This is a genomic window from Kushneria aurantia DSM 21353 (assembly GCF_000382245.1).
GTDB lineage: Bacteria > Pseudomonadota > Gammaproteobacteria > Pseudomonadales > Halomonadaceae > Kushneria > Kushneria aurantia.
On record NZ_KB907880.1, the window covers coordinates 20265 to 34048 of the forward strand.

The window sequence follows — 13784 nt, forward strand, 5'->3', positions numbered from 1 at the left end:
CGGCTCCTTGTGATAATCGACAGGCTATTCGATGCCCTGACCCAGCGGCCGCTGCTGGCCGCTACGCTCGCGACGCAGGGTCTCGACATCGCGTACCGGCAGCCGCGCCGCGCCCTGCCAGTCGCGCGTTGCCACCTTCGAGTGGCGCATGCGCTCGCGCGCGGCATCGATCTCGCCGGCATACTGCGGCAGCCACTGCGCCTGGGCGACCACCATCTCGTCGACCATCGCCCACACCTCGTCAGGCGTGCACAGCGCGCCCACCAGCGGGTCGTGCAGCACGGCCAGCTTGAGCTTGTCGATATCGCCGGATATCGCCGCCTCCACCGCCAGCCGCTGCACGTTGATCGATGCCGTACAGCTCGCCGCACAGGCGCCGGGCAGGGTCACGTCGGCGACCATGTTGATGCCGAAACGATCGACAAAACCGGGCGACTCGATGATGGCGTCGTCGGCGAGATTGGTAATCACGCCGCGATTTCTGACGTTGAAATGGCCGCGGTAGACACGTCCGGTCTCCAGCGCTTCGATGATGTGACTGGCGTGCTCATCGGTACGTCGGGCGGGGTCGAGAGGCTGACCGGCGCGCTCCAGAAATTCGGGGAAGGTCTCCTCGAACCAGTGCTGATTCTCGGTGCAGTAGCGCAGATAGCCGCCGGTTTCGCCGTGAATCCAGTCCGACAGATCGATCCAGCGGCGAATGTTGTCCTCACCCTTGCGATACCAGGGGAGATACTCCGAAAGGTGGCCGTTCGATTCGGTGGAGTAGTAGCCAAAGCGCTTGAGCACATCGATGCGCACCTTCTCCTCGCGGGAAAACTGCGGATGGCGCTCGAACGCCTCGATCAGCTCGTCACGGCCGACACGCCGGCCGCGCAGGCGGATATCCGTGTACCAGGTCTGGTGGTTGATGCCGGTGCAGAAGATATCCACCTCGTCCTTCGTCGTGCCCAGCGCCTCGGCGATCTGACGCCAGCCGTTCTGCACCCCGTGACACAGCCCCACGGTATTGACGCGGCCGTACTCGAGCGCCACCCAGGTATTGATTGCCATCGGGTTGGCGTAGTTGAGCAGCAGCGCATCGCTTTCCGCGACTTCGTTGATATCGCGACAGAAATCGAGCAGCGCCGGCACATTGCGCTGCCCGTAGAGAAGTCCGCCGGCGCAGATGGTATCGCCGACGCACTGATCGACACCGTACTTCAGCGGAATTTCGATATCGCTGCGGTAGGCCTCCAGACCGCCGATGCGTGAGCAGTTGATGACATAGCGCGCGTCCGCCAGCGCCACTCGACGGTCGGTACTGGCTGTGACCCGAGTGGGCAGGCGGTTGGCCTCGACGATACGGTCGAGCAGTTCGCGCACCTGCTCCAGTTTGTGCGCATCGATATCGGTGAGGGCAAACTCGATATTGTGCAGCTCGGGGACCGCCAGGATGTCGGCGAAAAGCTTGCGCGTAAAGCCCAGGCTGCCGCCGCCAATAACGGCTATCTTGAATGTTGTGCTCATACATTTGTCTCCATTGCGATATCGCCAAAGCCCATGCAGGGCAATTTATGGAGGTCCATGAGCGCCGAATAGAGGATATTTGTGCCGGCAGGAGTATTTTTGTGCTATCGCGACTAAAGGCTATATCGCCCGCCATGAAAACCATCTCGCTACCGCGCGGGCGCCATCGATTGCACGTCATGCCCACCAGCGCCGGCTGCGAGAGGCGCGATGACAGCGGCTATTACTGGGACGGACTGAAACGCGGGCGGCTGCCGTTCACGGTGCTGCAGTACAGCCTGGCAGGGACGGGCTACCTGAATTTCGAACATCGCGACTACAGTCTGCCGGCGGGTACCCTGATGATCGTTGATATCCCCGGCAATCATCGCTACTGGGCCGAAGCGGGGCAGCCCTGGCACTTTTTCTGGCTGGCCACCGCAGGCCAGGAGGCGCTGCGCCTGCAGCGCATGCTGCAGCGAGCGGTCGGACCGGCCTATCGCCCCGCGCAAGGCACTGTCGACGCCCTGGCAGGCTGCTGTCTATCACTGCTCGAGGGTGAGGCCCGTGCCAGCGGTCACGCCTCCGCACTGGTCTATCATGCCCTGATGGTGCTTTATGACGATGTCATGGGGGCCAACGGCCGGGACCGTGAAGGTCTCGATGACAAACTGCAGCAGGTGCTCGACTACATCCGTGAACACCTCGACCGGCCCATCTCGGTGGAAGCGCTGGCCTCGCTGGCCGGTATGAGCCGGGCACACTTCACACGCTATTTCACCACCTGCAGGGGACAGCCCCCCGGCGAATTCATCATGCACAAGCGCATGCGGCGAGCGAGTCGTCTACTGGCCGAGCAGGAGTCCAGCGTGCGCGAGATCGCACGCCAGTGTGGCTTCGCCGATGCCAACTATTTTGCCAAGGCGTTCAAACGCTACTTCGGTATTACCCCGACAGAGTTCCGCACCACCGGGATGTATCTCTCCACCACGGCGAACTGAAACGTCTCGGGCAAGGCGCGACAAACTCAGCGGAACGGACAGGTTACTGTGACATCAGGACTTTCAGCGCCTCGGGGTGGCAGCAAAGTCTTCTCACCGCCACCGATAAAGCATCTCCGGCGACTGAAGGTTCTACCTCTCCCTGCCGTTGGGTACCTTGTCACCACAAAACAAAACGGGCGGGAGGAAGGTCATGCAGTCACAAAAAGGGGTAAGCCTGGCCGAGATGCTGGTCGCCGTCATGCTTGTCGCGCTGCTGGCAACGTTCGGGCTGCCGGCGCTGCAGCGGTGGCAGCTCAACGCCCGCATCAATCAGCAGTCGCATGCCCTGACGGGGTTGGTCCAGCAGGCACGCAGTGGGGCGCTGGAGAGCGGGCGACACTGGACGCTATGTGGCAGTGGCGACGGCCAGCGCTGCGGTAAAAATCGTGATGCCGATTGGCGCTACGCACTGCTGCTCAACGCCAGTGGCAACATCGTACAGCGCCTCAGGGTCGACAACCGCCTTGCCGTCTACTGGCACGGTTTCAGAAACAGACTGCACTTCTCACCGCGGCTGGCCAGCGCCATGCTCAACGGCTCCTTTTACGTCTGCGCCGACCGTGCCGACAGAGCGAAGCGCATCGTCATCAACCGGCTGGGCCGCATCCGCCACGAAAGCGTCGCCGCCGGCGTCTACTGCGGTACTTGACGGTGGCAGTCACTGCTGCCCCTGCCGCCACCATACCGACTCACTGATCCGGCAGGAGCTGAAGCGCCCCTCCTCGGCATCATAGTCACCGCAGCTGCGGCCATCCTCGCTGCCGCCGTCTTTCAGCACACTGTTGACGGCATCGATGGCGCTGTTACCGAGCACGCTGACGCCTTCGTCACGTACCAGCAGGGAGGGTGTGTCCTGAATATAGCGCCCCATCCCGGTCTGGTTGACCTCCCCCGCCTGCTGAACGCGGACACCCTGCTCGTTGACGACGAAGCGGGGCAGCCGGAAGCCGAACAGGGTGCTGCGCCCGGCGGCCACTTCGCACATACTCGCCGCACTGGTGGGGGTGTAGGTGGTAAAGAGCGTACTGCCACCCACGGTGGAAGCGTCGGAAAACACCTTGTCGCCGGGCGGCAGCGTCAGCCGCCAGCCCTTGAAGCCCCGGGCATCCTCATCGCTGAAGCGCTCATTGCCCCGGGCATCTTCACTGCTGGGCACCCTCAGCAGCGGCCGGGCATCATTGGCGACCACATTTGTCAGCTTATCGTCGCTGAGTGGCGGCGGCGCTGCGGTGCCGTTCAGCCAGGGTGACACTTCGAGAATATAAAAGGCGTTCTGTGTCGACGGCACGAGCGGCGCGGCGCGGTTGCCGCTGCCGATCAGCAAAAGATCCACCGGCCGACGGTCGATGTAGGTGCGTACCAGGTTGGCACGATTGAAAAAACGCCGGTCGGCGGCACCGCTACCGGCGTGGCGTCCGAGAGTTGCGACCCGGCGCAGCGTCCAATTGTCGCTGTCGGCGAGATCGGCAAACCAGACGTTACCCCCCACATCGCCGAAAAAGGCGCCATCCGGGCGGCCGTCGAAGTCGCGGTCTACCGGCGTAATATCAGCGGCGACGCTGTCGACCAGTTCGTTATGGGTCAGCTGGCTGACGATTTCGCCGCTGCGGGCATTCAACACGTTAAAACTCGCGCCCAGTGCGCTGGCGGCCGGCAGGCCGCTGTCGTAGGCGATATCGTAGCCGCCACCGAACATGAAAACAGGCGTTTCAACAGTATTTGTCTCATTCAGACGGCGACGCTCGATCCTGAGCTGCGCCGCTACCGGCGTCGACCAGCTCTGCCCCCAGTGCTTCTCCATGGCGCGCCACTTGAGCTGCGGGCGATCCATCTGCGTGACATCGAGACCGTAATAGCCGCGCCCGCCGCGACGAAAGCCAAAGGTGAGGATCGCCTCCTCCAGCCGGCGGCGGCGCTGGCCGCTGTCGTTGACCTCCTCACGGTAGTCAAGCCAGGCAACCGGGCTGCCATCAATGCCATAGCGGGCCGACTGCTCGATATAGCGGGTGTCGTCGTCCCCGTCCGGCCAGGGGTAAACCGCATCGGCATTGAGCATGCGATAGACCGCCATGGCGGCGCTCTCCTGCGGCCAGAAGGCCCACTGTTCTATACCGCTGCTGTCATCGAAGGCGTGCAGCACGCCTTCATTGGTGCCCACGAAAACCCGCAGGCGCTGATCGCTTTCGCCACAATTGTCGAGGCTCCCGGCGCAGCCGTAGTTGATCGCCAGCGGCCGCGAATGCAGGATATCGCCCATCATCCAGGCGCGCGCTTCGGTCTCGCTGGCATCGGTCACATCGAACCCCATCAGCCAGTCACCCAGGTTGCGCATATCGATATCCCAGCGACCGTAGGGGGCCTCGGCAAGCGTCTGTGCGGCGCGGGGGTGAAGCGCTTCAAACAGGGTCTGCAACGTCTGCCAGCGCTGATCGTCAGCGCCTATGGCGTGCAGATCGAGCAGGCCGTCAGGCCCCATATCAGTATAGAAGTTGGTTCGGTTACCAAGATAACCGCCCGAGTCACTCACTACCTTGTCGAGCAGCCGCGCACCGGCGCCGCCCTGCATCACAGCGCCCGGCGCCTGCTGTTCGGTCGTTCCGCGACTCCATAGATCGCGCTCGCTGATATTGTCTTTCTCGCTGCTACCGTCGCTCTCGAAAGCAAACTTCTTGAGATTGCCCGTCCAGGGCAGGTAGCTGCGGGGCAGAAAAAGCGAGCGGTAAACGCCCTCGAGATTGCGCGTCCCGGCCACATTGGAAGCGGCGGAGTAGTTCTCCTGACGTATCTCGTTGTCGATGATATCGCCCAGAATATCGCCGAAGGCTCTGGTGAGCTGTTCGCTGTTGCGAGCGGTATAGTAGCCCCTTTCGATCCCGTCCGGCGGTTGAGCGGCATCCAGCAGCAGCTGCTGATCGGTATTGAAGCCGAGGGTAAAGGTATAGGCGCGCTGGTCGCCGGCAAGCTGCGGTCGACCGTTTTCACCGTCGGCGAGATCGTGATTGGCCATGAAAGCCGTCAGCTGCGGCAGGCAGTTTTCGATCCGCTCATCAAAAGCGGCCTCGTAGATATCGCATGACGCGCCGGGCCCCAACAGGTTTTTGACATACTCATTGGCGCGGGTATCAAACTGCGGTAGACCATCCGTCATGTAGATGACGTAAACGTTTTCGCAGGGGCGCAGGGGCGACACATAACGCCCGCTTTGTTCGACGCTGGGCGACTGATCCCGCTCGGGCGGCACGCCGCCTGACTCAAGGCCGTATTGCACCTCTTCACCGATGAAATAGCGATACACCTCGGACATGGTTTCGCATAGCGGTGTCGAGGCATTGTTTTGCAGCGCCGCAACCATTGACAGCAGCTGCTGGCGCTCATCGCCACTCTGGATCGCGCTGGCGGGGAAGCCCTGCACAACGCGGCCACCGTTATTGATCTCTACACAGCCTTGCGGAGTGCAGTCGCTGATGTAATTGTCGTTGAACGCCGTTAATGCAAAATTGACCCCCGGATACTGACGCACAAGATCGGAGACGATATCGCGGGCAATGGCGATGCGCGTTCTCGATCCGCTGTCGGTCGGCTCCTCCTGGCCCATACTGAAGGACGTATCGAAAATCACCATCACCTGCGGCTGGCCGCCCAGCCCCTCGGCCTGGTATTCGGGCAGATAAATATCGACGTCGTCGGCCCACCCCGAAGCGGGCAGCAGCACCAGCAGCAGTGCCCGCCGCATGAACTGGCGAATTCTCACGAGGCGCCTCCCGTTCCCAGGCTGAGAATGCCCTGATAGAGATTGTCGTTGCCGCCGCTATTGCCGCCGTCAGCCGCCGGCGGCTCGGCGCGCAGCTCGAAGTAGCGGAAGTTACTCAGCCCCTGGTTGTCGCGGGCGCCAAAGCTGGTGGAATAGCGACGCTCGAGATGCTCGCGTATTTCAGCCGGGGGCGTCGGCATGCGCGCCGTGTCGCACAGCTGGCGCATCTCGAGGCGCTCACTGCCGGTGGCGGCATACTGCTGACCACAGGCCAGGTCCAGGTGATCGCGTACCAGCTCATCGATATCGCCGCGCCGGCTCTCGAGGCTGCCCTCCTGCTGTTGAAAATCGGTGGTACCCTCCATCGCCCGATAGGCGAAGCGGGTATCCAGCAGGCCACGCTGCACCAACGACAGCGCCAGCAGCGTCATGCCGGAGAGCAGTATCAGGCCGATCAGCAGCGCAAAGCCGCCCTGGCGCCGGATCTCAGTAGCCATTGCCCTGTTGCCTCAAACGGTTGTTGCGGATCGTCACGGTGGTGGTGAACAGGCGACGCAGATAGCCGTCATCACGGGTGACAGACTGCCCGCCGATCATGAAGTCACGCGCCGGTGCATTGAGTACCGGGCGCTCGCTGCGTACCAGCACATAAAGACGCGCCGCCACCACCTGCCGCCAGGCGTTTATCGACCAGCTGCGCGCTTCGACGCCGTTGCCGGAAAAGAAATGATCGGCGCTGCCGTCCCGGTTGCTGTCGATCCCCCACTCCACCTCGAGACGTTCCACATAGCGCACCACCTCACTCGTCTCCGAGGCATTGCCACTGCCGCGGCGGGTGACATAGAGCGCCGGCGCACCGCCGTCGACCCGGCGCAGATGATAAAGCGCCTGGGCCAGCCGCCAGTGCGTGCAGCTGCCGGTCGAGACCGTCAGCCTGCGATTGTCATCGACATCAAGGCAGGGCCCTCGGCTTTCGTTGGCATAGCGCACGCCCACGGCCTGCGATCCCGGTATCATGCTGTCCGCCATCGGCAGCCCGATTCTGCCCGCCTCCTCGGCGTTGCCTCCCCATACCGGCAGGGCGTTTTCGATAGCGAACAGATCAAAGCCGGCATTGGCAGGGAAGTCGTCGTTGGCGATGTCATCGGGTACTTCGGGAGCAATGACCTCGCCCCAGAAACCGCTCTGACGCAGGTCGCCGGCGATCAGCTGGGTCGCGAGCCGCCCGCGCGCCTGTAGATCGGCCATCGCCTGCTGCTGCACGAAGGCCCGGCTGGTCTGCATGTAAAGCATCACCATGCCGGCGACTACCACGGCGCCGATGGCCATGGCGATCATCAGCTCCAGCAGGGTGGCGCCCCCCTGGCGATGCCGGTCGAGGGACGCGCGCCTCATGACGTCTCCTCTTCCACGAAAAAGCGGCTACTGATGGCGACACCCTGGCGAGCGTTGGCAATATCACTGCTGCCGCAGTTATTCGACGCGGCGCCGGGGCCGGTACCCTGCCACACCAGGCTGACCGTCACCTGGCTGACCGGGGTCGCGCCGTCGCTGCTGATACAGGCGCGGGCGTCGGGCAGGCCGTCATTGTTGGCCGGCGAGATCTGGCGCTCCCAGTCCTCGAGATCGGAGCGTGCCATTTCGATGCTGCTGCAGGGCTCCCAACGGCCGCGGCAATCGATACCTCCCGCCTGTTGACCGCCGCCGATGGGCGCACTGGCACCCTCGCCAACGGCGTAGACCGCCAGCGCTTCGCTGGTGGCATTGGCGCGGATGCGCTCCAGCATATCGTTGACCAGCAGAGTGGCGCGCCCGCGCTGCAGCGCCTGCTCGTTGCTCTGCTGGGCGCTCACCACCAGCCCGATGACACCCAGCGCCCCCACGCTGAGCACCACCAGTGCGACCAGCGCTTCCAGCAGTGAGAAGCCGTGCTGCCTGTCTTTAACGGGATAACGAAACATGGCGATGCCGATTGGGAGAGTCGATAGAGAAATCGATATCTATCGTTTTATCGGCATTGCGAAGGAGAACTGAAGCGCAGGCAGAGGGCAGAGTGGCAGGGCAGAAAGCAGACGCCGTTTCAGCGTCGCCGGCGTGATGCCAGCTCCTGTTTCAGCTTCGACACGGGGCGCACCAGCAGAAAACCGAAGGAGACCGCGCCCTCTCTGGTCTCCACCGCGTGGTGCAGGCGGTGGGCCTGAATGCGCTTTTTCCAGAAGGCGCGCTGACGGTCGAAGGGCACCGGAAAGCGCCGGTGCACCAGGCCATCGTGGAACATGAAGTAAACCAGCCCGTAGGCGGCAATTCCCAGCCCCAGTGCCAACAGCAGCGGATAGCCGTTGAGACCGAAATAGATCAGCACCACCGACGGCAGCGCGAACACCACGGCAAAGAGGTCGTTGAGTTCGAAGGCGCCGTGGCGCTCGCTGTGGTGCGACTTGTGCCAGCACCACAAAAAACCGTGCATGACGTAGCGATGGGTCAGCCAGGCGACGACCTCCATGCCGCCAAGGCCGACCAGAAACAGCGCTATCCACAGCAGCAGATCCAGCATCACTCTCTCCCGGGTATTTCACGCCGCTCGCCGGCGGCGCGGCTCAGGCGCTGGCGATCACCTTTTCGCGCAGCTCGCGCGGCATGGTGAAGGTAATCGTCTCCTCGCGCCCGGCGATCTCTTCCGGCGCACTGCCGCCCAGCTCGCGCAGCCGGGCAATCACGCCCTCGACCAGCACCTCGGGAGCGCTGGCACCGGCGGTAACGCCTACGGTAGCGCAGTTCTCGAACCACTCGGCCTGCATCGTTTCAGCGTTGTCGATCAGCCAGGCGGGGGTACCCATGCGCTGCGAAAGCTCGGCCAGCCGGTTGGAGTTGGAGCTGTTGGCACTGCCCACCACCAGCACCACATCGCACTGCTCGGCGAGTATCCGCACCGCATCCTGACGGTTCTGGGTGGCATAGCAGATATCGTCCTTGCGCGGCCCCTGGATCGCCGGAAAGGTCTCGCGCAGGGCATCGATCACCTTCGAGGTGTCATCCATCGACAGCGTCGTCTGGGTCACGAAGGAGAGATTGGCAGGATCCTTCACCTGCAGCTGGCGGGCATCCTCTTCATCCTCGACCAGATAGATGGCACCGCCGTAGCTGGCGTCATAGCGCCCCATGGTGCCTTCCACCTCGGGGTGGCCGGCATGGCCGATCAGGATGCACTCACGGCCGCGTTTGGCGTAGCGCAACACCTCCATGTGCACCTTGGTCACCAGCGGACAGGTGGCATCGAAGATACGCAGGCCGCGCCGCTCGGCCTCCTGCTGCACCGCCCTGGAAACACCGTGGGCGGAGAAGATCACGATGTTGTCGTCGGGAATCTCGTCGAGCTCCTCGACGAAGATGGCGCCGCGATCGCGCAGCGTGTCGACTACGTAGCGGTTATGTACCACTTCATGGCGCACATAGATGGGCGCGCCGAACACATCGATCGCCCGGTCGACGATATCGATGGCGCGGTCGACGCCGGCGCAGAAACCACGTGGATTGGCCAGCCTGATCTGCATGGGCCACCTCACTGTTGAAAAACTGGCGGAAAGGGATGAGTCAGTGTCGCACACTGCGACGGTCGCGGGCGAATAGCGCGCGATGCGATGCGTCAGTGGGTGGCGGCAGGCGCCACCTCCAGCACCTCGACCTCGAAAGTGAGAGTGCGCCCGGCCAGTGGATGATTGAAGTCCACCTCCACGCCCTGCTCATCCATGGCGCGCACCACGCCGGGCAGCTCGCCGCCGCCGGCAGGGTCGGCAAAGGACATCACCACACCCTCCTCCAGCTCGTCCTGATTGCTGAAATCGCTGCGCTTGAGCCTCTGCACGTTGTGCGGATTCCAGGGGCCGAAGGCGTGCTCGGGAGCCACCTCGACCGTGCGGGTGTCACCGGCGCGCATGCCGCGAATCGGCTTTTCGAATCCCGGCGGCAGGTTGCCGTCGCCGAACGCGAACTCGGCGGCGCGCTTGCCACGGGTGGTATCCACTTCGCTGCCGTCCTCGAGTCGTAGCGTGAAGTGAATAGTCACCGTCGTATGGTCGCCTGCCGGCAGTTCACCCGATTCACTTTTCATATGACCCTCACCGCTCATGGTGTTGCTCCGTCTGCGCGCGCTCTCTTCTGCCGGCGCGGAAGGATTCGATGATGATGCCGATCGCGCCGACGGTGATCGCTGCATCCGCCAGATTGAAGGCCGGGTAGTACCAGCCCTGCCAGTGGAAGGAGAGATAGTCGATGACATAGCCGTGCACCAGGCGATCGAACAGGTTGCCCAGCGCGCCGCCGATGATCAGCGCGATCGAGATCGGCATCAGCCGCTCGTAACGCGACAGCCGCGCCAGCCAGATCGTCAGCGCCGTGACCGCGACCATCGCCACGAGGGCAAACAACCAGCGCTGCCAGCCGGCATGCTCGGCGAGAAAACTGAAGGCCGCGCCGGTGTTGTGCAGAAGCGTCAGATTGAAAAAGGGCGTCACCTCCAGCGGCCGGGCATAGATTAACGCGGCGCTGGCCCAGGCCTTGAGCGCCAGGTCGAGCGCAATCACCAGCACCGACAGCAAAAGCCAGCGCAGGGTGTAGCGCGCATGGGCGTAGCGACTAACCTGCCCGCGCTCAGGCATAGCGACGCACCTCGCCCGGGCCGCCGGGCAGGTTGGCGATGGAGCGGGCCGACAGCGTCGGATGCGCAGGATCGGCCCCCACATCGGCACGCCGCTCCCAACTGCGCTCATCCTTCTCATATGGGCTCAGGCGCACCGCCAGCTTGAGCCCCTCAAGCTCGGTCGGCTGGGCATCAGCGCCCTCATTCAGTGGTCTGAGCGTCGCTTCGGAGGTGATCAGTACAAAGCGCAGCTCATCACCGAGCTTTTCCAGCAGCGCACGCTGGGCCTCGTCAACGAACAGGGTCACCTCACTATCCAGCGCGCCCTTGATCAGCCCGTCGTTGCGCGCCTCTTCGAGACGTTTGTTGACCGCGTGCTTGACCGCCAGCACCGTCTCCCAGAAGTCGCGCCCCATTTCGGCATCCGCCGGCAGCCTGGCCAGACCGTCGTAGAAGGTTTCCAGAAAGATGGAGTCGCTGCGCGCACCGGGGATATGCTCGTGAATCTCCTCGGCGGTAAACGACAGGATCGGTGCGATCCAGCGCGACAGCGCTTCGATGACGTGATAGAGCGCGCTCTGGCAGCTTCTGCGCGCCAGCGAGTCGGGCTGGGTGGTGTACTGACGATCCTTGATCACATCCAGGTAGAAGCCGCCGAGATCGCGGGCACAGAAGTCATGCACCTGCTGGTAGATGTCACGGAAGCGATACTCGGCGTAAGCCGCCTCGACGCTCTCCTGCAGCAGGGCGGCGCGGTCCACCACCCAGCGATCCAACGCAATCATCTCCTCGAACGCCACCATGTCACGCGCCGGCTCGAAACCGGTCAGGTTGCCGAGCAGAAAGCGCGAGGTGTTGCGAATGCGGCGATACACATCGGCCGTACGCTTCAATATCTCATCGGAAACGGCCATTTCGCCGGAATAGTCGGTCGAGGCGACCCACAGGCGCAGAATATCGGCGCCCAGGGTATCGATGACCTTTTGTGGCGCCACCACATTGCCCAGCGACTTGGACTGCTTGCGACCCTTCTCGTCGACCGTGAAACCATGGGTCAAAAGCGCCCTGTAGGGGGCATGGCCGTCGATCGCGCAGCCGGTCAGCAAAGACGAGTGGAACCAGCCGCGGTGCTGATCCGACCCCTCGAGATAGAGATCCGCACGCGGCCCCTCCGCGTGACCGAGCGGGTGCGAGCCACGCAGCACATGAAAGTGGGTGGTTCCCGAGTCGAACCAAACATCAAGGGTATCGGTGACCTTCTCGTACTGATCGGCCTCGTCGCCCAGCAGCTCGCTGGGGTCGAGCTTGAACCAGGCCTCGATCCCTTCGACCTCGACGCGGCTTGCCACCGCCTCCATCAGCTCGACGGTGCGCGGATGCAGCTCGCCGCTGGCCTTGTGCAGGAAGAACGGGATCGGCACCCCCCAGCTGCGCTGGCGCGAGATGCACCAGTCGGGGCGATTGGCGATCATGCTGTGCAGCCGCGCCTTGCCCCAGCTCGGCGTGAACTGCGTGGCCTCGATACCCGCCAGCGCCTGCTCGCGAAGCGTTTTACCTTCCCGGCCGCGGATATCCATGCCGACGAACCACTGCGCCGTGGCGCGATAGATCACCGGCGTCTTGTGGCGCCAGCAGTGCATATAACTGTGAGTGATCTCGTCGTGCGCCAGCAGCGCTCCAGCCTCTTCCAGGGCGGTGACGATCTGCGGATTGGCCTTCCAGATCATCATGCCGCCGAACAGCGCGAGATCATCGACATAGACACCGTTGCCCTGCACCGGATTGAGGATCTCGTCGAAGCTCATGCCGTAACGGCGGCAGGAGTGGAAGTCATCCTCGCCGTAGGCCGGCGCCGAGTGCACGATGCCGGTACCCGCGCCCAGCTCGACGTAGTCGGCCAGATAGAGCGGCGAGCGCCGCGCATAGCCTGCGTCGACCGTGGCCAGCGGATGCTCGAAGGCGATGTGTTCCAGGCTCGCGCCGGGCGCGGTGGCAAGCGTCTCGCCCTCAAGTCCGTAACGCGCAAGGCAGCTCTCCACCAGCGCCTCGGCCAGCAGCAGCAGGCGCTCGCCGGTATCGACCAGGGCGTAGGTGAACTCCGGGTGCACGTTCATCGCCTGGTTGGCCGGAATGGTCCAGGGGGTGGTGGTCCAGATCACCGCGCTGGCCGACCCGGGCAGCGTGTCAAGGCCGAAGGCCGCGGCCAGCGCCTCGGGCTGGGCGCAGGGGAAGGCGACGTCGATCGCATCGGACTGCTTGTCCTGATACTCGACCTCCGCCTCGGCCAGCGCCGAGCCGCAGTCGAAGCACCAGTTGACCGGCTTGAGCCCCTTGAACACATAGCCCCCCTTGACCATCTCGGCCAGGGCGCGAATCTCGCCCGCCTCGTTGGCGAAGTTCATGGTCAGATAGGGGTGGTCCCAGTCGCCCTGGACGCCAAGACGCACGAAGCCCTCTTTCTGCACCTCGACCTGGGCGGCGGCATACTCGCGGCACAGCGCGCGGGCCTGGTCGGCGGGCAGGTGCTTGCCGTGGGTGGTCTCGACCTTGTGCTCGATAGGCAGGCCGTGGCAGTCCCAACCCGGCACATAGGGGGCATCGAAACCGGCCAGGGTTTTCGACTTGACCACGATATCCTTGAGGATCTTGTCGAGCGCATGACCGATATGAATGCTGCCATTGGCGTAGGGCGGGCCATCGTGCAGCACAAACAGTGGGGCACCGGCGCGCGCTTCACGCAGGCGCTGGTACAGATTCATGTCCTGCCACCGCGAGACCCGGCCCGGCTCCTGTTTGGGCAGCATGCCACGCATGGGGAAATCGGTATGGGGCAGATTCAACGTGTGCTTGTAGTCGCTCATAGCCT

12 protein-coding genes are annotated in these 13784 nt (G+C 63.6%); 2 read left to right on the forward strand and 10 right to left on the reverse strand.

Features of this window, described 5'->3' with window-relative positions; translation table 11 throughout:
• Positions 1-24: 24 nt before the first annotated feature.
• On the reverse strand, positions 25-1509 hold the full coding sequence (melA, locus tag H146_RS0112995; RefSeq protein WP_019952314.1) for an alpha-glucosidase/alpha-galactosidase: 1485 nt from the start codon (positions 1507-1509) through the stop codon (positions 25-27).
• 134 nt (positions 1510-1643) lie between these two features.
• Here melA and H146_RS0113000 point away from each other — a divergent pair, with 134 nt between their 5' ends.
• Together H146_RS0113000 and H146_RS0113005 are read left to right on the forward strand one after the other, a co-directional pair.
• A complete protein-coding gene (locus H146_RS0113000; RefSeq protein ID WP_019952315.1) occupies positions 1644-2489 on the forward strand; it encodes an AraC family transcriptional regulator in 846 nt (281 codons plus the stop codon).
• Positions 2490-2682: 193 nt separating this feature from the next.
• Positions 2683-3180, forward strand: a complete 498-nt coding sequence (locus H146_RS0113005; protein WP_019952316.1) for a GspH/FimT family pseudopilin — start codon at positions 2683-2685, stop codon at positions 3178-3180.
• 9 nt (positions 3181-3189) lie between these two features.
• Here the strand turns inward: H146_RS0113005 and H146_RS0113010 are convergent, their stop codons facing one another.
• From H146_RS0113010 to ileS, 9 genes are all read right to left on the reverse strand, one after another.
• The gene (locus H146_RS0113010; RefSeq protein WP_026351976.1) at positions 3190-6282 is read right to left on the reverse strand and encodes a PilC/PilY family type IV pilus protein; all 3093 of its coding nucleotides are present in this window, start codon (positions 6280-6282) and stop codon (positions 3190-3192) included.
• Positions 6279-6779 (reverse strand): hypothetical protein, encoded by a 501-nt coding sequence (locus H146_RS0113015; RefSeq protein ID WP_019952317.1) that lies wholly within the window; start codon positions 6777-6779, stop codon positions 6279-6281. The genes H146_RS0113010 and H146_RS0113015 overlap by 4 nt, the downstream gene beginning before the upstream one ends.
• A complete protein-coding gene (locus H146_RS0113020; protein WP_019952318.1) occupies positions 6769-7677 on the reverse strand; it encodes a PilW family protein in 909 nt (302 codons plus the stop codon). The genes H146_RS0113015 and H146_RS0113020 overlap by 11 nt, the downstream gene beginning before the upstream one ends.
• Positions 7674-8243, reverse strand: coding sequence for a type IV pilus modification protein PilV (pilV, locus tag H146_RS20310; RefSeq protein WP_019952319.1), 570 nt, complete (start codon positions 8241-8243; stop codon positions 7674-7676). The genes H146_RS0113020 and pilV overlap by 4 nt, the downstream gene beginning before the upstream one ends.
• 119 nt (positions 8244-8362) lie before the next feature.
• Complete coding sequence (locus H146_RS0113030; protein WP_019952320.1) at positions 8363-8836, reverse strand: sterol desaturase family protein; 474 nt, start codon at positions 8834-8836, stop codon at positions 8363-8365.
• Positions 8837-8879: 43 nt separating this feature from the next.
• Positions 8880-9833 carry a 4-hydroxy-3-methylbut-2-enyl diphosphate reductase gene (ispH, locus tag H146_RS0113035; protein WP_019952321.1) on the reverse strand — a complete coding sequence of 318 codons (954 nt, stop codon included), beginning with the start codon at positions 9831-9833 and terminating at the stop codon, positions 8880-8882.
• A 92-nt stretch (positions 9834-9925) separates the two neighbouring features.
• On the reverse strand, positions 9926-10408 hold the full coding sequence (gene fkpB, locus H146_RS0113040) for an FKBP-type peptidyl-prolyl cis-trans isomerase (protein WP_019952322.1): 483 nt from the start codon (positions 10406-10408) through the stop codon (positions 9926-9928).
• Positions 10398-10937, reverse strand: coding sequence for a signal peptidase II (gene lspA, locus H146_RS0113045; RefSeq protein ID WP_019952323.1), 540 nt, complete (start codon positions 10935-10937; stop codon positions 10398-10400). The genes fkpB and lspA overlap by 11 nt, the downstream gene beginning before the upstream one ends.
• Positions 10930-13779 (reverse strand): isoleucine--tRNA ligase, encoded by a 2850-nt coding sequence (ileS, locus tag H146_RS0113050; RefSeq protein WP_019952324.1) that lies wholly within the window; start codon positions 13777-13779, stop codon positions 10930-10932. Before ileS ends, lspA begins: the two co-directional genes overlap by 8 nt.
• Positions 13780-13784 lie beyond the last annotated feature (5 nt).